The organism is Streptomyces sp. NPDC093221 (assembly GCF_044753885.1).
GTDB lineage: Bacteria > Actinomycetota > Actinomycetes > Streptomycetales > Streptomycetaceae > Actinacidiphila.
In genome coordinates, this window is sequence record NZ_JBIVOA010000007.1 from 33,499 (window position 1) to 51,174 (window position 17,676).

The window sequence follows — 17,676 nt, forward strand, 5'->3', positions numbered from 1 at the left end:
CGGACGGGTCGTCAGACGGTCGCGAGCGAGATCTCCGTCGACTTGATCAGGGCGGTGACGGCGGTGCCCTGGGCGAGTCGGAGGTCGACGGCCGCGTCCTTGGTGATCGCGGAGGTCAACTCGCCGCCCTCGACGGAGATCTTCACCGCGGCCATCGCGCCGCCCGTGGCGATGTCCGTAACGGTGCCCGGCAGTTGATTGCGGATGCTGAGCCCCGAGACCGGGCCCGTGGCAAGGGAGACCTCGGTCGACTTCACCAGGGCGCGGACCGCCGTGCCCTCGGCGAGGCCGAGTTCGTCCGCCGCCTCCAGGGTGATCGCGGCGGTGATGTCCTGGCCGCCGTCCAGCCGTACCTTGACGGTCGCCATCACCTCGCCGGGGGTCACGGACGCGACGGTGCCGGGAAGTTGGTTGCGGATGCTCAGGCTCATGGGGATACGCCTCGATCGCCGTATGGAATGTCGGATTTGCCGGGTGCGGCTCTGGCACTCTAACCGGGCGCCGTACGCGCGCCGGGGCGCGAACCGGCACGGCGCGTCCGCCGAGTCGCCGCCGCCTGCGCCCGCCCCCGTGCCGCCCGCCTCTGGCGTCCGCCGGAGTCCATCGAGAGGCCGCCGTGTCGCCGCCCGTGGTGTGCGGAGCCGGGTGGCGGGCTGCGCTTATTGTCTTCCCCATGCAGTCCTACACGATCGGCCAGGCCGCGCGGCTCCTGGGCGTCAGCCCCGACACGGTCCGCCGCTGGGCGGACGGCGGCCGGGTCGCCACCCACCGCGACGACAACGGCCGCAGGCTCATCGACGGCCGCGACCTGGCCGCGTTCTCCGTCGAGATCGCGCAGTCCGACAGCGCGGACGAGGACGCCTCGTACACCTCGGTCCGCAACGCCTTCCCCGGCATCGTCACCGCCGTGAAGCTCGGCGACGTCGCTGCCCAGGTGGAGATCCAGGCCGGGCCGCACCGGCTGGTGTCCCTGCTGACCCGCGAGGCCGTCGAGGAACTGGGCCTGGAGGTCGGGATGCAGGCCACCGCCCGCGTGAAGTCCACGAACGTGCACATCGACCGGGTCTGATCCGCCGCGCCTTCGTCCGCGCCACCGTCGCGCCTCAGCGTGTCGTCGCGCCCGCTGATGTCAGCCCGCCCACCGTCCCGAGGTGAAGGCGACAGTGAGGACGGTGGCCAGCGGCGCGGCGACGCACACGTACGCCGTGGTCAGCCAGGGGCGCCGTACGCTCCAGGCGGCCAGCCCCGTCCACAGCGGCCACCACAGCAGTGAGGCGCGCGGCACGGACATGTACCAGTACGAGGTGCCCAGCGCCCACAGGCTGAGCCCGAGGTAGACGGCCTCCGGCCAGCGGCGCCGCTTGAGCAGCAGGCAGAGCAGCGCCAGACCGACCGCCATGGCGACGAGTTCGAACTGGAACAGCAGCGCGTACGGCGTGGCCTGCGTGTGGTCGAAGGCGCCGTCCCAGGTGTGCCGCCACGCCTGCCACGGCGAGTGGAACGTCCGGTACCAGCCGCGTTCCTCCGCGTGCTTCCAGGCCATCCAGTCGCCGGTGCGCGCGTGCAGATACCAGGCGTAGACGAGCGCGGGCAGCGCGGAGAGCGCCGGCCAGTGCAGCAGCCGCAGCCGTTTGGTCAGCGGCCCCGAGGTCAGGAGCTGGACGACGAGCGCGGCGCCGAGGAACAGACCGCTGATCCGGACGGTGGTCGCGGCGGCGGCCAGCGCGGCGGCGAGCGGCCAGTTCCCGCGCTTGGCGGCCAGCCAGCAGGGCAACGCGAAGGCGAGGAACAGCGCCTCGGTGTACCCGGCGGCGAGGAAGACCGCGCAGGGGGAGAGCAGCAGGAAGAGCACGGCGCGCGATCCGGTGCCGTTCCCGTCGTCCGGGAGCCGGTCCGCGCCGCGCCCGGCTACGGACGTACGCGCGGACCGGCCGTCCAGCGCGGCGATCCGGGCCAGCGACAGCACGGCGACGGCCCCCGCCACGAACGAGATCAGCAGCCCCGCGGCGGTCCAGTCGCGTATCAGCAGGTGCACGGCGCGCAGCAGCAGCGGGAAGCCGGGGAAGAACGCCTCGCGGTTGTCGGGTGTGGCCGCGCCGCTGCCGAGAACGGCTCCCGGCACCGGCGCCGGGAAGTAGCCGTCGCGCGCGATGTGCAGGTAGTAGCCCCAGTCCCACTGCTCCCAGCGGGACATCATCGAGGGTGCCCGCTGTGCCTTGCCGTCGCCGGTGAACAGCCGCCCCGTGCAGTACGCGGTCGTCCAGACGCCGACCCGCGTGAGCGCGTACAGCCAGAGCACGGCGCGGTCGGTGGGGCCGAGGCGGGGGAGCGGCAGACGCCCCGGGAGCCGGTGGCGGAGCGGGACGGTACGGTCCGGCGGCTCGGACGGTACGGGGCGGGGCGCGGTCGCGGGCGGGGAGAAGGCGCTCTTGGGCATGGTCGTGCTCCTGAGGGGGCTGCCACGGACCGCTCGGGCGACGCGTGGGCGACGACGTACAGGTGGCGGTTCCGGGCATGCCGGACTGCCCGGCCGGCCGGTGCGGCCGGGGCGGGGTGCGACAGGGGGAGTGCTTAGCGGGCTGTCGTCATGTGGACCGTGCCGGTCGGCGGGTAGGTGCGGACCGGGTAGTCGGAGGTCGCGGTCGACGACGGGAGGCCGTTCGGGCCGGTGGTGGCGGGCCCCGGGCTCGTGGCGGGCGGGACGGCGCCGCCGTCACCGGGCAGCAGCGTGACCAGCGACGCGGTCGTACCGCCGATCAGGACGCAGGCCACCGCGGCGACCGTCGCGAGCCGCTGCCTCCGCTTGCGGTCGCCGCGGGCGCGGACGACGGCCGGGGGCGCGGGCGTCGCCGCGCGGCGACCGTCCGCCGCGGCGTTCTTGAACGCGGACCTCAAGCGCTCCTCGTGGGTATCAGGCACCAGGGGGCTCCTCTGCGTGCGGTTCCGGCAGATGCTGGGCGAGCGTGGCCCGGCCCCTGACCAGGTGCGTCTTGACGGTGCTGCTGGACACACCGGTCTCCGCGGCGATCTGGTCGACGGACAGGTCGCACACGTAGTGCAGGGTGACGCTCCGCCGCTGTCCTGGCGGCAGTTCGCGCAGCGCGGAGACCAGGGCGACCGTGCCGGGGCCCGGTTCCTCGACGGACGGCGGGCCGCCGTACCGCTGCCACGCCTCCTCCGAGCGCCGACGGCCGCGCCAGCGGCTGACCGCGAGCCGCCAGGCGACCGTACGGATCCAGCCCTCCGGGTTGCCGTCCCTCGCGAGCTGCCGCCGTCGGCTCCAGCCCCTGACGAACGCTTCCTGCACCACGTCCTGCGCCTCCGGCAGATCGCCGAGCATCACATAGAGCTGACCGGTGAGCCGTCTGACCGCGTGGGCGTAGAACTCTTCGAACTCCTCAGCGGTCAACAACGGCTCCCAGTTCTCTTCGGCCTCATCACGCATACGCCTGGGGCCGGACGTCCGGTCGACATCCACGGGAGAGAATCTGCTGTGACGGCCGCCACATGAGGTGGCGGCGCGCCGTGGCCGCTACTCCGCGGCGGGCGACTCGGCGCGTTCCTTGAGGCCGCGGGCCTCCATCTCCAGGTACCTGCGGGTCAGGCCGCCCGCCACCAGGCCGACCAGGCCGGACAGCGCGCCGCGCTGGGTGAGCACCAGGGTGAGGCGGGTGCCGTCGCCCTCCGGCTCGACCAGGTGGTCGCCGCTCGTGGTCACTCCGGGAACCGCGGACCGCCATGAGAACCGGGAACCCTCGTCCAGCGCCGTGACCGTCCACACCGCCTTGCGCAACTTGGGCTGCTCGACCGCGAATCGGCGTCCGACGGCGACGACGTGGTCCGCGCTCCCGCTCCGGCTCGCGCCGTCCGCGTCGAGCGGGCGGACGGAGGTCATGGAGGCTGTGAGAGCGGGCCAGTCCTCGACGGCGACGAGCACCTCCCAGACGCGTTCGACGGGAGCGTTGACGGTGATCGAGGTCTGGTAGGTCGGCACAGGGACTCTCCCTCGCGGTCGCGTGGCTCCGGCAGGAGACAGACTCCCACGCGCCCCTCGTACCGCGCCGGGTAGCATGGCGGTCTGCGGCGCTCCCCGGAGCACCGCGCGGCGGTGGGGCCCGCCGTACCCGAACCACGGCGACACAGCCGTCAACGGTCCCTACTTGCGACGCGCGCACGCCAAGCTTGGGCGTGCCCGGTGAGTAGGAGACGAAAGTGGCAGAAGTCCGGCCCGTGACGCCCGACGAACCCGTGGACCCCGACATCGATCTGCACGACCCGGCACAGCGCGAAGCGTCGCGCGAGGGCCAGGCCCCGGTCGTCGCCGTGGTCGCGGTCGGCGGCGCGATCGGCGCGTGCGCCCGCTACGGGGCCGCGCTGCTCTGGCCGACGGCCTCCGGCACCTTCCCGTGGACGACGCTGATCGTCAACGTCGTCGGCTGCGCGGTCATCGGTGTCCTCATGGTGCTGATCACCGACGTCTGGAACACGCACCGTCTGGTGCGGCCCTTCTTCGGCACCGGCGTGCTCGGCGGCTTCACCACCTTCTCCACCTACGCCACCGACATCCGGGCCCTGATCGACGGCGGGCAGGCCCGTACCGCGCTCGCGTATCTGGCGCTCACGCTGCTCGCCGCCCTCGCCGCGGTGTGGCTGGCGGCGGCCGCGACCCGGCACGTGGTGCTCGGGCGGCTCGCGGACCGGGCCGAGCGGGCCGACGAGGCGGAGGCGCGATGAACTGGCTGCTGGTCATCGTCGGGGCCATGGTCGGCGCTCCGATGCGCTACCTCACCGACCGCTCGGTCCAGAGCCGGCACGACAGCCTCTTCCCCTGGGGCACCTTCACCGTCAACGTCGTCGGCTGTCTCGTCCTCGGCGTCGTGACCGGCGCGGTCACCGAGGGCGCCGCCTCGTCCCATGTCCAGGTGCTGCTGGGCACCGGCCTGTGCGGCGCCCTCACGACCTACTCGACCTTCTCCTACGAGACGCTGCGGCTGGCCGAGAGCGGCGCCCGCTTCTTCGCCGCGGCCAACGCGGTGGCGAGCGTGGCGGCCGGGCTCGGCGCGGCCTTCGCCGGTACGGCGCTGGCGCAGGCGTTCTGGGGCTGAGCCGCGGGGTTCGTCAGCGCGCCGACAGCACGCTCATCAAGTGACGTACGGCGCGGGGCAGTTGGGCGCCGAACCGCTTCGTGTCGACATGGGGCGGGGGTTCGGGTGAGCCGTCCGCGTCCGTCGGGCGCTCGCCCGCGCCGATCCACTCCTCGGTGGCGCCGGCCTCGATCGAGAACACGGCGCCGCCGTGCAGGACGTCCACGGTCTGGCTCGTGGAGTCACCGGTGAGAAAGGCGCGGTCGCCGAGGCCGGTGACCGGCCTGCTCGTCCGCGGGTCGTGGACCATGACCACGCCGCTGCCGGCGGCCGGCTCGGCCGGGTCGGCGTCCCGCGCCTTCAGTCCGTCCTCGAACTCCGTCCGGGGGTCGGTCTTCTTGTGCAGGTCGACGCTGACCGAGATGGTGTAAGAGGTGATCCAGCCGTCGTTCTCCGACGTGTTGCCGACCAGGCGGCACGCGATGTGGTCGAGCGTCCTGCCGACGTTCATCGGTCCGGGGATCTCGCTCATCGAGGACAGGCCGATCATGTCCACGAGGGGCTGGAGCGCCGCCACGGTGCACGGATCCGCGAGGCGGTATCCGTGCAGGTCGGGCGGGGCCGTACGGCCGTAGTCGGCACCCCGCAGCGCACCGGCCCAGGCCGCCGACGCGACGACGGCCCCGGCGAGCGCCCAGACCCAGGGCCCGCGCCGCCGGTGCACACCGGACAGCCGTCCGCCGCGCGGCTCCCGCGGCCGGTCGTCGTCGCCGATGACATCGACGGGCCGGTCGTCGCCCGACCCGTCCGTCAGCTCGGGCTCGGTGATCACGCCGCCCCCCTCGTCGCGTTGGGGCCACCCTATGGCGGGGGCACGGCGCGCGGACGGGGGACGGGCGTGATCCGGTCAGCGGTCCAGGTACGACAGGAGTTCCCGCGCGGCCGGTCCTGGCCGGTCGTCGTCGGGCAGGGCGACGGAGACCGGCCAGCCCGGGTCCTCGGCGCCGGTGATCGGCACGGCGCACAGCGACGCGGCCGACTCCTTGCGGGCGATGGGGCGCGGGACGACCGCGATGCCGAGCCCGTAGCGGACCAGGTCGATCACCGTGTGCACGTCGTACACCTCGAGGGCGACCTGGCGGGAGGCGCCGCAGGCGGCGAAGGCCCGGTCGGTGAGCTGCCGGGCGCCCCAGTCGGCGTGGAAGTCCACGAAGGTCTCGCCGTCGAGGTCCGCCCACTTCACCTGCGGCTCGCCCGCCAGCCGGTGGCCGGGGTCGCAGAGCAACACCATCGGCTCGGTGGTCAGCGGCAGCAGGCGTACGCCCTCGGGCGGCGCTCCCGGCAGGGTCACGAAGGCGACGTCGAGATGGCCGTCGGCCACGTCGTCCGCGAGCACGGTCGAGCCCGCCTGGCGCAGCCGGACCTCGACATTGGGGTGCCGGGCGCGGAAGCGGGCCAGCAGGTCGCCGATGTCGATGGTCACGCACTGCTCGATGCCGACCGAGAGGGTGCCGCGCAGCAGCCCCTGCACCGCGGCCACGGCCTCCCGCGCGGCACGGGCGCCGGCCAGCGTACGGGTCGCCTCCACGAGCAACGCCCGCCCGGCGCCGGTGAGTTCGACGCTGCGTGTGGTGCGGACGAACAGCGGCGAGCCCAGCTCGCGCTCCAGCGCGCGCACCGAGGCGGACAGCCCGGACTGGGAGACCAGCATGCGCTGGGCGGCCCGGGTGAAGTGCCGCTCCTCGGCGACCGCCACGAAGTATTCGAGCTGGCGCAGTTCCATGATTCAGCACTCTAGCTGCTGAATCGAGCCCCATTGTTCCAAGCCCGGACGGAAGGCGGCGGTCGCGGCCTGTGGCCGCCTGGGGCGGGAGGGGCGGTCCGTGCGGGGGTGACGAATGCCACCCGCCACCCTTGACGTGCTCGGAAGGCGACGGCATTCTTCCATCATTCGGTATTCAGTTACCGAGGAGTGGAATCAAGCGGAGGAGTGCGCGATGACCGCCGTCCCGGCCGACGCGGACCGGCCCACGCCCAAGGCGCCAGGGCTCGCGGCCCGGCTGCGCGCCTCCATCGGCGCGGAGAAGGTCCTCACCGACCCCGCCCAACTGCGCACCTACGAATGCGACGGCCTGACCAACTTCCGGGTACGGCCCGCCGTCGTCGTCCTCGCCGAGCACCGCGACGACGTCGTGGCGGCCGTGCGGCTGTGCGCCGAGGCCGGAGTCCCGTTCGTCGCCCGCGGCTCCGGTACCGGGCTGTCCGGCGGCGCCGTCCCCGTCGCCGACGGCGTCCTCATCGTGCTGTCCAGGCTCCGCCGGATCGTCTCCGTCGACCCCGACAACGCCCGCGTCGTCGTCGAGCCCGGCGTGATCAACCTGTCGGTCACCCGCGAGGCCGCCCCCTACGGCCAGGCGTACGCGCCCGACCCGTCATCGCAGCAGGTCTGTTCCATCGGCGGGAACGTCGCGGAGAACGCGGGCGGCGCGCACTGCCTCAAGTACGGCTTCACCGTCAACCACGTCATGGGCGCGGAAGTCGTCCTGCCCGACGGCGAGGTGGTGCACCTCGGGGGCACCGCGCCCGAACACCCGGGCCTCGACCTGCTCGGCGCGTTCGTCGGCAGCGAGGGCACGCTCGGCGTCGCCACCGAGGTCACCGTCCGCACCATCCAGGCGCCCGAATCCGTACAGACCATGCTCGTCGGCTTCCACACCGTGGAGGACGCGGCCGGAGCGGTCAGCGACATCATCGCGGCGGGCATCCTGCCCGCGGCCATCGAGATGATGGACGCCCTCGCTATCGAGGCGGCCGAGGCCGCGGTCAACTGCGGTTACCCGCAGGGCGCGGTCGCCGTCCTCGTCATCGAACTCGACGGCCCCCACGTCGAGGTGGACGAACAATTCGTCCAGGTCGAGCAACTGGCCACCGCGCGACACGCGTTCGAGACCCGCATCGCCCGCGACGCCGCCGAGCGCGCCCTGATGTGGAAGGGCCGCAAGTCCGCCTTCGCGGCCGTCGGCCGGATCAGCCCCGCCTACTACGTCCAGGACGGCGTCATCCCGCGCACCCGGCTGCCCGAGATCCTCACCGAGGTCGGCCGCCTCGCCGAGCGCGCCGGAATCCGCGTCGCCAACGTCTTCCACGCGGGCGACGGCAATCTGCACCCCCTCATCCTCTTCGACGACACTGTCCCCGGCGCCGCGCACGCCGCCGAGGAGCTGGGCTTCGCCATCCTCGACCTGTGCGTCGACGCGGGCGGCTCCATCACCGGGGAACACGGCGTCGGCCTGGAGAAGAAGTCGCGGATGACCCGGCAGTTCACGGACGAGGACCTGGACACCATGCAACTCGTCCGCTGCGCCTTCGACCCCGACAACATCGCCAACCCCGGCAAGCAGTTCCCGACCCCGCGGCTGTGCGGGGAGCGCCCCGGCGTCCGCACCGCCGCCGACACGCACGACCCGGCGCTGGGCGAGGTGTTCTGACATGACCGCACAGCGCCGCGCGCGTCCGGACACCGCGCAGGCGGGCGCCGTACGGTCCGAGACCGTCGAACCCGCGACCGCCGCCGAGGTCGCCGAACCCCCGACCGCAGCGGAGACCGTCAAACCCGCGACCGCAGCGGAGACCGTCGAACCCGCGACCGCCGCCGAGGTCGCCGAGATCCTGCGGAGCACCACCGGCACCGTCGTCCCGGTCGGCGGCGGTACGAAGACCGGCTGGGCCGCCCCTGCCACCTCCTGCGACCTGCTGCTGCGCACCACGGGACTGGGCCGGGTCGTGGAGTACGCGCCCGGCGACCTCGTGGTCGTCGCCGAGGCCGGGGTGCCACTGGCCGACCTGCAACGACAGCTCGCGGAACACGGCCAGATGCTCGCCCTCGACCCGCCGGAAGCGGGCGCCACGCTCGGCGGGATCGTCAGCGCCAATGCCTCGGGGCCGCGCCGACTGCGCTACGGCACCGCCCGCGACCTGCTCATCGGCGTCACCGTCGCCCTGGCCGACGGCACGCTCGCGCGATCGGGCGGCAAGGTCGTCAAGAACGTGGCCGGATACGACCTCGGTAAGCTCTACACCGGAGCGCACGGCGGCCTCGGCGTCCTGGTATCCACGACCTGGCGCCTCCACCCGCTGCCGCCGGTCACCGGCGCGGTCACCGTGCCCGTGCCGGACAGCGCAGAAGCGGGCAGGTACGCCGCGCTGCTCGCCCGCTCCACGCTCACCCCCACCGCCGTCGAACTCAACTGGTCCTCGCGGGCAGGGGAGTTGACCGTACTCTTCGAGAGCAGCGCCGCTTCCGTACGCGCCCAGTCGCGTGCCGCGATCGCGTTGCTGGGGGCGGGGGCGCACGCGGACGAGGTCCCCGGCTGGTTCGGAGCGCGGCCGACCGGCGGCCTCGTCCTGCGGCTTGCCCACGAACCCTTCGCGCTGCCCCGCGTGCTCGACGCCCTCCCGGACGGCGCTTCGGGCACCGCGTCGGCCTGCACGGGAGTGGCGTACATGGCGGTGCCCACCGACACCGACCTCGCGGCGCTGCGGGCGTCGATCGCCCCGTACGACGGCTCCGCGGTGGTGATCGCCGCCGACGACGCGCGCGACGCGCTCGACCACTGGGGGCCGGTCGCCGACTCGTTCGACCTGATGACGCGGGTCAAGGACCGCTTCGACCCGGAGCGGCGTCTGTCGCCCGGCCGACTGCTCGGAGGACTCTAGATGGCCGCGGACACCCCCAACGGGCCCCTTCCGCACGGGAATTCGGCGCATACGTCCAAGGACGCCTTTAAGGGCTCCTCCAAGGACGCTTTCAAGGGCTCCTCCAACGGGTCGCTCCCGGACGGGGGTTCAGTGGGCGCCTCCAACGGGTCGCTCCCGCCACGGGGTTCTGGGGAGCCCCCGGTCCCGGTGCCGCCCGTACTCGGTGTGTCCGTCGCGCCCAGCGCGGGCGCCGCCACCGTCGCCCTCGGCATGCCGGGCAGCGCGCCACCGCCGGGCAGCGCCTTCGACGCCCACCACCCGCCGGACGCGGCGCTCGTCGGGGACTGCGTGCACTGCGGCTTCTGTCTGCCCACCTGCCCGACGTATGTGCTGTGGGGCGAGGAGATGGACAGCCCGCGCGGACGCATCGACATCATGAAGGCCGGACTCGAAGGCGACGCTTTCGACGCCGGCAGCGTGCGTCACCTCGACCAGTGCCTCGGCTGCATGGCGTGCGTGACGGCCTGCCCGTCCGGCGTGCAGTACGACAAGCTCATCGAGAGCACCCGCGCCCAGCTCGAACGCCGGGTCCAACGGCCGCGCGCCGAAAGGCTGTTGCGCGCCCTGATCTACGGCCTGTTCCCCTACCCCCGCCGCCTGCGCGCCCTGCGCGGACCGCTGCGCGTCTACCAGGCGAGCGGTCTCGGGCGGCTGCTCGCCCGCGGCGGAGTGCTGCGACGGCTGCCGCGCCCCCTCCAGGCCATGGAGTCGCTGGCCCCCAGGCTCGGCCACGTCGACAAGCTGCCGGAACACACCCCCGCCGCCGGCGCCCGCCGCCGTACCGTCGGCCTGCTCACCGGCTGCGTCCAGGGGACCTTCTTCCCCGACGTGAACGCCGCGACCGTACGCGTCCTGGCCGCCGAGGGCTGCGACGTGGTCGTACCGCGACGTCAGAGCTGCTGCGGCGCGCTGTCCGCGCACGCGGGCCGGGCCCCCGAGGCGGAGGGCTTCGCCAAGTCCGTCATCGAGACGTTCGAGGCGGCCGGGGTGGAGACCGTCGTGGTGAACGCCGCGGGCTGCGGGTCCAACCTCAAGGAGTACGGCCACCAGTTGCGCGACGAGCCCGACTGGGCGCGGCGCGCGGAGACGCTGGCCGCCAAGGTCATGGACATCACCGAACTCCTCGACGAATTGGGCCCGGTGGCCCCCAGGCACCCGCTCCCCATGACCGTCGCCTACCAGGACGCCTGCCACCTGGCGCACGCGCAGGCCGTACGCGACCAGCCGCGCCGACTGCTGCGGGCCGTTCCCGGCCTGGAGACAAGGGAGTTGGCGGAGGCCGAGATCTGCTGCGGCAGCGCGGGCACGTACAACCTGCTGCACGCGGAGCCCGCACGCGAACTCGGCGAACGCAAGGCCAAGGCGGTCCTGGCGACCGGCGCGGACATCATGGTCACCGCGAACCCCGGCTGCTGGATGCAGGTCGCCACCACGTTGGCCCGCATGGGCGAGCGGCTGCCCGTCGCCCACACCGTGCAGGTGCTCGACGCCTCGATCCGGGGTGTCCCCGTCGACCGGCTCCTGGCCTGGGCACTCGAAGGACCCGGCACCGTCATCTCCTACGCCACCCCCGGGAGCCGCGCCACGCGGCGGAGCTCCGGTGAGGCGGAACCGCCCGGGCGCGCCCCGGTCGGCCGATGACGCGTTGACATGCGGTGACGCCCGGAGTTCACTGGCCAGTACGGCGTAGGGCGGTACGCGGCGCGCCTTCGGCACGCCACAGCCTTCAGCTTCCACCGATCTCATGGTGTTCGGGTGGGCGTCGGCACGACACCACGGCCCGGATCACGACCCGCACGGCAGAGAGAAGTGGCACTTCACATGATGTATGACGCCGAACGCGCACGGCAGCCCGCGACCGGGGCGGAGAATCCGGCGTTCACCGAACGGTGGGCCAAGCGCGAGTCCCGGCCCGAGCCGCTGCTGCCGCAGAAGGAGCGCGACGACTCCGCCGCGCTCCTCCAGCGGGCCGCGGGCTCCTTCGGCGAGAGTCCGCGCCAGGCGCTGGACGAGGCCGACCAGGCCCTCGACGCGGCCAGCGGCCACCTCGCCGAGGTGCTGGCCGAGCGGCTGCGCGTCCTGCGCGCCCGCTGGCAGGACGCAGACGGCGTCCCGGACGGCGCCGTGGGCCTGCTGCGCGACTACCGTGAACTCACCGAGCGCCTGCTGCGCCTCTGACCGAGGGTCCGAGGGCCGCGCGAAGCCCGCTGGCGGAGAGCGATTCTCCGGCCCGGCGGGCTTTTGTCGTGACCCCGATCACACCTGGACGCCGGGCGTCCGGCCGGAGCACCGCGCCGTTTCCGCTGCTCAGACGAATATTTGCCGCACGGCAATAATCTTCGGCATATGAGGTGTGCGTGCGGGACGGGCGGGCACGCGACGGTGTGAGTAAGCGTCACTGACTATCGGATGACACAACGTCACTACCGCGAATCGGGACGGAAATTGCGATAAAGGAGCCGCGACATGAGTGACAATATCTGGGGCTACGAGCAGACCTCCGGCCACACGGCGGGAACCGACCTGATCGGATACAAGGTCGAGGCGACCGACGGCCACATCGGAAAGGTCGACAAGCACTCCGATGACGTCGACTCCGCATATCTGGTGGTCGACACGGGTGTGTGGATTTTCGGCAAGCACGTACTGCTCCCGGCCGGCACCGTGAGGTCGATCGACGCGGCGGACCAGAAGATCTTCGTCGAGCTGACGAAGGAGCAGATCAAGAACTCCCCTGAGTTCGACAAGGACAAGCACGTCGGCGACGCCGGATACCACCAGCAGGTGGGCGAGTACTACGGCAGCCACCGTAACCGCTGACACAGCGAGCGGCAGGGAAATTTGGGGCCGCCCCGGCACTCGCCGGGGCGGCCTTTTCCCGTGGGCGCGTGAATTCCGTGGGAGCGTGAAATGCCCCCGGGGGGTTTGTCACCGCACGGGCATCTCACGCCGGCATGTCACGGGCATCTCACGGGTGCCTCACGACGGCGGAGCCGTCCCGGTGTAGGGCCGCAACGGAAGCGGCCGGTCCAGCAGGAAGGCCACGAGCGCCGACTCGTAGACCGCGGGCCGGTCGATCGCGATGGCGTGCCCGGCGCCGGGCACGTACACCAGGGTCGCGTCGGGAAGTGTGCGCTTGTAGTCGTAGGTGACCTCCCACTTCTTGTAGTCGCACTCGCCGCGCATGATGAGCGTCGGTATGCGCGCCGTGCGCAGCCGGGGACGCGGGTCCGGCAGGTGCTTGGCGTCGTCGATGGTGAACTGGTTGACGTAGAAGCCCGTGCGGTTGTCCGGGAGCCGCGCCGGGGGTCGGCCGGGGCACTGGGCGGCGGGCAGTGACGTGGTGAGGATCTCCCGGAAGCGCTGGTCGGCCTCCCGGTCGCCGACCAGGTGGTGCGCCGCGTCGGGGTTGACCGACTGGAGCAGGGCCATGGCGATCATCCGGGGAGTGTTGGTCAGCTCGTCGACCCGCTTCCTGGCCTCCGGCGTCAGCCGGTCCCACAGCTCACCGGTCTTGCCGTCGGGGAAGGCCCCGTACCAGAGCACGCCCGGCGAGCTGAGGACGGCCTTGGCCACCCGGTCGGGATGCGCGGCCATGTAGTGGGCGGCGAGCGAGCCGCCCCAGGACTGGCCGACCAGGATGATCTTCTCCGCGCCTATCGTCCGGCGGATGGCGTCCAGATCCGCCACCTGCCGGGCGACGGTGTACTGCGTCACGTCGCGCAGCCTGCTGGAGCGTCCCGAGCCGACCTGGTCGTACGCGTAGACGTCGAAGCCGTCGGCGGCCAGTGCGCGGCCCGCCCGCGAGATGTCGTCATTGGCGGTGCCCGGACCGCCGTGCAGGAAGATCACCGGTGCGGGCCTGGCCGTGCCCGTGGCCGCCGCCTCGCGGTACGCGATCCGGGAGCCGGTCGGCAGCGCCCAGAAACGCACGTCCGGCGGCACTTTCCCGTCCGCGGGCCGCGGCATCGGCCGCAGGACGGTCGCCCCCGACAGCGCCGCGGCCACCACGGCGAGCACGGTGGCGGAGATCACCGCGGCCCGGCGCCGACGGGCGACGCCGAACAGTACGAAGCCGGGCCACGCCACGAGGAAGGTGACGCCGAACAGGACGGCGAGGGCCGCCGCCACCAGGAGCGGGACGGAAGCGGTGGCCGCGCCCGCGCCGATGAAACCGGCCACGGCCGCGGCGAGCCCGAGAACCGCGGCCACCAGAAGAAGCAGGACGCCAGCGGTGCGGCGTAGGAGTGTCTGTGCCATGTCGGAAACGCTATGAGCGCCCCTGGCCGCGTTCCTCCTGCTCAGGGGCCGGATCGACAGGGGGGCGCGACGGCCGGACGGCGGGGACCGACCCCGCCGTCCGGCGGGGTCGGCGTACGCCCGGCCGGATCAGCCCCGACTCGTACGCGGCGATGGTGGCGTGGACGCGGTCGCGTACGCCCAACTTGCCCAGGACGACGGCGACATGGTCCTTGACGGTGGCCGCGCTGATGCCGAGCGCCTCGGCGATCTCCGCGTTCGTCCCGCCGCGCGCCACCTGGACGAGCACCTCGGTCTCCCGGGGCGTGAGCGCGGCCAGCGGCGCCGCGTCGTCGGGACCCGGCGCGGACGTGAAACGGTCGATCAGACGGCGGGTGATGCCGGGGTCCAGCAGGGCGTCCCCCGCGGCGACGACCCGCACCGCGTCGATGACGCGCTCGGGTTCGGCGTCCTTGAGCAGGAACCCCGCGGCCCCGGCCCGCAGCGCGGCGAACACGTACTCGTCCAGGCCGAAGGTCGTCAGCACCAGGACGCGGGTCTGCGGCACGTCGGCGGTGATGCGCGCGGCGGCGGCGATGCCGTCGAGCCTCGGCATGCGGATGTCCACCACCGCCACGTCGGGGCGCAGTTCGGCGGCGAGGGCCACGGCGGCCTCCCCGTCGGCGCACTGGCCCACGACGCTCAGATCGGCCTCGGCGTCGAGCACCGCGGCGATACCGGCCCGCACCACGGCCTGGTCGTCCGCGACCGTCACCCGGATCATGCCGGCACCACCTCGGGAAGCCATACGCGGACCGTGCCGTCGCCGGTCGTCGCGAGCGTACCGCCGACGGCGTCGGCCATCGCGTGCAGCCGCCGCAGCGACGGTCCGGCCGGGGGTCGGCGATGGACGACGACCTCGACCCCGTCGGCCGCGTAGTGCACGGTGACCCGCGCCTCGTCGGACATCAGCGCCTCCGCCGACCGGTAGGCGGCGACCTCCATCGCGGCCGGAAGCGACCGCACGCGCCCGGTCAGCCGGGCCGTCGCGCGGTGCCTGGCGGCCAGGGCGGCGATGCCCGCCACCGTGGGCGGCGGTACGTCGTCGTCGGCGTCGAGCGGTTCGCGGACCTCGGTCAGCAGCTCACGCAGCGCCCGCAGGCCGCCGCGCGCCTCGGCCAGCACCTGCGGCAGGTCGTCGGCGTCGGCCGCGGCCACCATGGCCGCCACCGGGCGGCGCGCCGTGGCGCGCAGTTCGGCGGCCAGCCGCAGCCGTTCGGCCCGCGCCGCCTCGGCCGCCGCCCGGTTCAGCGCCGCTCGCCGGGCGCTCTCGCTGTCGGCTCCGGTGCGGCGGCGCCCGCAGGACCGGACCCCGCACGCCCAGACGGCCGCCGCGGGCACCGCTGCCAGCGCGCCGAACACCGCCCAGCCCAGCGCGACCCGCCGCACGTCCTCGCTGACCATGGCCAGCCCCGCCACCGCGGCGACGCCGAGCACCGCGGGCCAGGTCCGCCGCGCGCCCGGGGCGGTCGGCGCGCGGGCCGCGACCGAGTACAGCAGCACCAGATCGCCCCACCAGCACCACAGCAGCAAGTCTGTGGTGTGCGGCGCGGTGACGCCCAGCCGGTCGCAACCGAGCCACAGCAGCACCACGGCCGAGGCCGCCAGCAGGCCGCTTCGCGGTGCCGTACGCCGCCGGGCGAGCGGCAGCGCGTGCAGGACGAGCAGGGCGAGGAGCGCGATGTGGCCGGTGGCCCCGGCGCCGCCGGGGAAGACGTCGGGGCCGCCGCCGGGCAGCAGAGCGGCGCCCAGCGGAACCGCCAGGGTGAGCAGGGCGAGGGCCGCGTCCAGTGCCGCGGGGCCGCGCCGACCGGACCTGAAACGGGCGCTTTCTCGTACGGCGGTCGGCCCGGTCGCCAGCGGCAGCCGCGCGCTGACCCGCCACCCCGTGCCCACCGGGCCCGCCGTCAGCCGCCCGCCGTCGGCCGCGACCGCCTCGGCCAGCGCGGTCAGGCCGCTGCCGCTGCCGAGGTCGTCGGCCGCGGGCGCGCCGCCGCTGTCCCGCACATGGACGACGAGGTCGCCGCGTTCGACGGCCAGCCGCACCTCCACCGTCGCTCCGGCCGCGTACCGGACGGTGTTCGTCAGCGCCTCACGGACGACGCGGAAGGCCAGCGAGGCCGTGGCGGGCTCCACCGCGGGCTCCAGGGCGGCGACCGTGCGGGTGTAGCGGACGCCGGGGAAGGCCGCCACCAGGGCGTCGACCTCCTCCAGGCGGCGGGGCACCGCGAGCGCGTCGGCCAGCGCGTCGAGTTCGAGGAGCGCCAGCCGCCCCTCGTGGCCCGCGTGCCGGGTGGCCTCCGCCATCAGGTCCTCATGTCCGAGCCGCAGCGCGGCGGCGGCCGACACCGTGACACCCGTCAGCCGGTGCGCCACCACGTCGTGCAACTCGGCCGCGAAACCCCGGCGTTCACCGCGCGCGGTGTGCCGGAGCAGGTCGGGCGCCCGCCGGGCGTACTCCTCCCGCGCGGAACCGAGAGCCCGGCGCCATCGGCGGGACCGGCCCCGTACCCATACGGCCGCCGCGCCCGCACAGGCCAGCAGGGCGCCTGCCGCCACGATCCGCGGCTGCGCGCCGTGCCACAGCACGAGGCAGCCGACGGTCAGGGCGGCGAGGAGCGCCCCGAGCGCCGACGCGCCCGCGGTACGGCGCAGGGCCAGTGAGTACAGCGCGACGAGCACCGCCGCCACGGTCACCGGTGCCCAGGCCAGGACCCGCGAGACATCCGCGCCCACCACGGCGGCGACCGCGGCGGCCAGGGCCGCGGCCGGGGCGGCACGCCGGACCGCCATCGCACCGAGGGCGACCGCGACGGCCGCCGCGGCCAGCGCCGTACGGGCCGGACCGGGCGACGCGTCCCGCCCCAGCGCGGCCACAGCCCACCAGAGCGCTTGAAGGACAGCCAGGATCCCCGGCACCAGACGCGCCGAGCGCTCGCGATGCTCTCCCATGGCCCGGAGATTACCGGCCGGGCGACGCCCAGAGCGGAGGGTTCGGGGCCGTACGACGCCACGCGGCGCGGACGCGGGGCGAGCCTTCCGCCGATGCCGATCAGGTACTTGGCGCCGCAGCGGTCGCAGATGCCGCCGTCTCGGGTGCGGCTGGGCGGCCGAAGCGAGGGGCGTGCCCTCCGGGGGGAAGAGTGCCTGTGCGGGTGATCTCCCTGCCACGCGTCAGAAGAGCGGTGGCTCGCCGCGGGCCCTGCGGCAGACGAGCCAGGAGCGGATCCCGGCCCTGCTGCTCGCCCGCGGGCCGCCGCACCGCGCCGGGTCGGCCCGCCACGCGGGCGTGTCCCGGACGACGGCCGCCACGATCGTCAGCGGTCTGATGGCCGGTGTCCGGGCGTCGAGTCCGACGCGGCGCGCCCCGACGGACTCGACGGGCGGGTCCTCGAACGGCTGGCGGTCGACCCCTCGCGGCCGTGGTCGTCGGCATGAACCACACCTTCGACGGTGTCCGGGGCACCTCGGCGAATGGTCCACCGGGAAGATCGCGGGCGAGGGCGCGCCGCTGGATCCGGGGTCCGGCCGCGCG

The 17,676-nt window shown here is 73.9% G+C and carries 18 protein-coding genes; 8 read left to right on the forward strand and 10 right to left on the reverse strand.

What is annotated here, in order from left to right:
* Nucleotides 1–11: 11 nt before the first annotated feature.
* Nucleotides 12–431, reverse strand: coding sequence for a TOBE domain-containing protein (locus tag ACIQCJ_RS24885; RefSeq protein WP_355335071.1), 420 nt, complete (start codon nucleotides 429–431; stop codon nucleotides 12–14).
* Nucleotides 432–673: 242 nt separating this feature from the next.
* Between ACIQCJ_RS24885 and ACIQCJ_RS24890 the strand changes: the two genes are divergently transcribed.
* Nucleotides 674–1,069: a molybdopterin-binding protein gene (locus ACIQCJ_RS24890; RefSeq protein WP_188283203.1), complete on the forward strand. Its 396-nt coding sequence runs from the start codon at nucleotides 674–676 to the stop codon at nucleotides 1,067–1,069.
* A 60-nt stretch (nucleotides 1,070–1,129) separates the two neighbouring features.
* Here ACIQCJ_RS24890 and ACIQCJ_RS24895 read toward each other — a convergent pair whose 3' ends face one another.
* The 4 genes from ACIQCJ_RS24895 to ACIQCJ_RS24910 form a co-directional block, all read right to left on the reverse strand.
* On the reverse strand, nucleotides 1,130–2,437 hold the full coding sequence (locus tag ACIQCJ_RS24895; RefSeq protein ID WP_402712568.1) for a hypothetical protein: 1,308 nt from the start codon (nucleotides 2,435–2,437) through the stop codon (nucleotides 1,130–1,132).
* Between the two features lie 134 nt (nucleotides 2,438–2,571).
* Nucleotides 2,572–2,919 (reverse strand): hypothetical protein, encoded by a 348-nt coding sequence (locus ACIQCJ_RS24900; protein ID WP_402712569.1) that lies wholly within the window; start codon nucleotides 2,917–2,919, stop codon nucleotides 2,572–2,574.
* The gene (locus tag ACIQCJ_RS24905) at nucleotides 2,912–3,445 is read right to left on the reverse strand and encodes a SigE family RNA polymerase sigma factor (protein ID WP_391162695.1); all 534 of its coding nucleotides are present in this window, start codon (nucleotides 3,443–3,445) and stop codon (nucleotides 2,912–2,914) included. The genes ACIQCJ_RS24900 and ACIQCJ_RS24905 overlap by 8 nt, the downstream gene beginning before the upstream one ends.
* Before the next feature lie 87 nt (nucleotides 3,446–3,532).
* Complete coding sequence (locus tag ACIQCJ_RS24910; RefSeq protein ID WP_402712570.1) at nucleotides 3,533–3,994, reverse strand: SRPBCC family protein; 462 nt, start codon at nucleotides 3,992–3,994, stop codon at nucleotides 3,533–3,535.
* A 218-nt stretch (nucleotides 3,995–4,212) separates the two neighbouring features.
* Here ACIQCJ_RS24910 and crcB (ACIQCJ_RS24915) point away from each other — a divergent pair, with 218 nt between their 5' ends.
* Both crcB (ACIQCJ_RS24915) and crcB (ACIQCJ_RS24920) read left to right on the forward strand, forming a co-directional pair.
* Nucleotides 4,213–4,734: a fluoride efflux transporter CrcB gene (crcB, locus tag ACIQCJ_RS24915; protein ID WP_402712571.1), complete on the forward strand. Its 522-nt coding sequence runs from the start codon at nucleotides 4,213–4,215 to the stop codon at nucleotides 4,732–4,734.
* Nucleotides 4,731–5,105 (forward strand): fluoride efflux transporter CrcB, encoded by a 375-nt coding sequence (crcB, locus tag ACIQCJ_RS24920; RefSeq protein ID WP_402712572.1) that lies wholly within the window; start codon nucleotides 4,731–4,733, stop codon nucleotides 5,103–5,105. Before crcB (ACIQCJ_RS24915) ends, crcB (ACIQCJ_RS24920) begins: the two co-directional genes overlap by 4 nt.
* Before the next feature lie 13 nt (nucleotides 5,106–5,118).
* On the opposite strand, the gene ACIQCJ_RS24925 is transcribed toward crcB (ACIQCJ_RS24920), so the two are convergent.
* Together ACIQCJ_RS24925 and ACIQCJ_RS24930 are read right to left on the reverse strand one after the other, a co-directional pair.
* Nucleotides 5,119–5,916 (reverse strand): hypothetical protein, encoded by a 798-nt coding sequence (locus ACIQCJ_RS24925; RefSeq protein ID WP_402712573.1) that lies wholly within the window; start codon nucleotides 5,914–5,916, stop codon nucleotides 5,119–5,121.
* Nucleotides 5,917–5,991: 75 nt separating this feature from the next.
* The gene (locus ACIQCJ_RS24930) at nucleotides 5,992–6,867 is read right to left on the reverse strand and encodes a LysR family transcriptional regulator (protein ID WP_401720368.1); all 876 of its coding nucleotides are present in this window, start codon (nucleotides 6,865–6,867) and stop codon (nucleotides 5,992–5,994) included.
* Between the two features lie 214 nt (nucleotides 6,868–7,081).
* On the opposite strand from ACIQCJ_RS24930, the gene ACIQCJ_RS24935 reads away from it, so the two are divergent.
* From ACIQCJ_RS24935 to ACIQCJ_RS24955, 5 genes are all read left to right on the forward strand, one after another.
* The gene (locus ACIQCJ_RS24935; protein WP_402712574.1) at nucleotides 7,082–8,572 is read left to right on the forward strand and encodes an FAD-linked oxidase C-terminal domain-containing protein; all 1,491 of its coding nucleotides are present in this window, start codon (nucleotides 7,082–7,084) and stop codon (nucleotides 8,570–8,572) included.
* 1 nt (nucleotide 8,573) lies between these two features.
* Nucleotides 8,574–9,800, forward strand: a complete 1,227-nt coding sequence (locus ACIQCJ_RS24940; RefSeq protein WP_402712575.1) for an FAD-binding oxidoreductase — start codon at nucleotides 8,574–8,576, stop codon at nucleotides 9,798–9,800.
* Nucleotides 9,801–11,483: a (Fe-S)-binding protein gene (locus tag ACIQCJ_RS24945; RefSeq protein ID WP_402712576.1), complete on the forward strand. Its 1,683-nt coding sequence runs from the start codon at nucleotides 9,801–9,803 to the stop codon at nucleotides 11,481–11,483.
* Between the two features lie 180 nt (nucleotides 11,484–11,663).
* Nucleotides 11,664–12,020 carry a hypothetical protein gene (locus ACIQCJ_RS24950; protein WP_355335042.1) on the forward strand — a complete coding sequence of 119 codons (357 nt, stop codon included), beginning with the start codon at nucleotides 11,664–11,666 and terminating at the stop codon, nucleotides 12,018–12,020.
* Between the two features lie 288 nt (nucleotides 12,021–12,308).
* Complete coding sequence (locus tag ACIQCJ_RS24955; protein ID WP_355335039.1) at nucleotides 12,309–12,662, forward strand: PRC-barrel domain-containing protein; 354 nt, start codon at nucleotides 12,309–12,311, stop codon at nucleotides 12,660–12,662.
* 159 nt (nucleotides 12,663–12,821) lie between these two features.
* On the opposite strand, the gene ACIQCJ_RS24960 is transcribed toward ACIQCJ_RS24955, so the two are convergent.
* From ACIQCJ_RS24960 to ACIQCJ_RS24970, 3 genes are read right to left on the reverse strand one after another with little or no spacing between them, the layout of a single operon-like run.
* Nucleotides 12,822–14,102, reverse strand: a complete 1,281-nt coding sequence (locus tag ACIQCJ_RS24960) for an alpha/beta hydrolase (protein ID WP_402712577.1) — start codon at nucleotides 14,100–14,102, stop codon at nucleotides 12,822–12,824.
* 10 nt (nucleotides 14,103–14,112) lie between these two features.
* On the reverse strand, nucleotides 14,113–14,865 hold the full coding sequence (locus ACIQCJ_RS24965; RefSeq protein WP_391162682.1) for a response regulator: 753 nt from the start codon (nucleotides 14,863–14,865) through the stop codon (nucleotides 14,113–14,115).
* Nucleotides 14,862–17,093 carry a sensor histidine kinase gene (locus ACIQCJ_RS24970; RefSeq protein WP_402712578.1) on the reverse strand — a complete coding sequence of 744 codons (2,232 nt, stop codon included), beginning with the start codon at nucleotides 17,091–17,093 and terminating at the stop codon, nucleotides 14,862–14,864. The genes ACIQCJ_RS24965 and ACIQCJ_RS24970 overlap by 4 nt, the downstream gene beginning before the upstream one ends.
* Nucleotides 17,094–17,676: the final 583 nt, after the last annotated feature.

Coding starts and splice junctions, on each gene's coding strand:
- ACIQCJ_RS24885 (WP_355335071.1), bottom strand. CDS start 431: ATGAGCCTGAGCATCCGCAACCAACTTCCCGGCACCGTCGCGTCCGTG.
- ACIQCJ_RS24890 (WP_188283203.1), top strand. CDS start 674: ATGCAGTCCTACACGATCGGCCAGGCCGCGCGGCTCCTGGGCGTCAGC.
- ACIQCJ_RS24895 (WP_402712568.1), bottom strand. CDS start 2,437: ATGCCCAAGAGCGCCTTCTCCCCGCCCGCGACCGCGCCCCGCCCCGTA.
- ACIQCJ_RS24905 (WP_391162695.1), bottom strand. CDS start 3,445: ATGCGTGATGAGGCCGAAGAGAACTGGGAGCCGTTGTTGACCGCTGAG.
- crcB (WP_402712572.1), top strand. CDS start 4,731: ATGAACTGGCTGCTGGTCATCGTCGGGGCCATGGTCGGCGCTCCGATG.
- ACIQCJ_RS24930 (WP_401720368.1), bottom strand. CDS start 6,867: ATGGAACTGCGCCAGCTCGAATACTTCGTGGCGGTCGCCGAGGAGCGG.
- ACIQCJ_RS24935 (WP_402712574.1), top strand. CDS start 7,082: ATGACCGCCGTCCCGGCCGACGCGGACCGGCCCACGCCCAAGGCGCCA.
- ACIQCJ_RS24940 (WP_402712575.1), top strand. CDS start 8,574: ATGACCGCACAGCGCCGCGCGCGTCCGGACACCGCGCAGGCGGGCGCC.
- ACIQCJ_RS24945 (WP_402712576.1), top strand. CDS start 9,801: ATGGCCGCGGACACCCCCAACGGGCCCCTTCCGCACGGGAATTCGGCG.
- ACIQCJ_RS24950 (WP_355335042.1), top strand. CDS start 11,664: ATGATGTATGACGCCGAACGCGCACGGCAGCCCGCGACCGGGGCGGAG.
- ACIQCJ_RS24955 (WP_355335039.1), top strand. CDS start 12,309: ATGAGTGACAATATCTGGGGCTACGAGCAGACCTCCGGCCACACGGCG.
- ACIQCJ_RS24960 (WP_402712577.1), bottom strand. CDS start 14,102: ATGGCACAGACACTCCTACGCCGCACCGCTGGCGTCCTGCTTCTTCTG.
- ACIQCJ_RS24965 (WP_391162682.1), bottom strand. CDS start 14,865: ATGATCCGGGTGACGGTCGCGGACGACCAGGCCGTGGTGCGGGCCGGT.
- ACIQCJ_RS24970 (WP_402712578.1), bottom strand. CDS start 17,093: ATGGGAGAGCATCGCGAGCGCTCGGCGCGTCTGGTGCCGGGGATCCTG.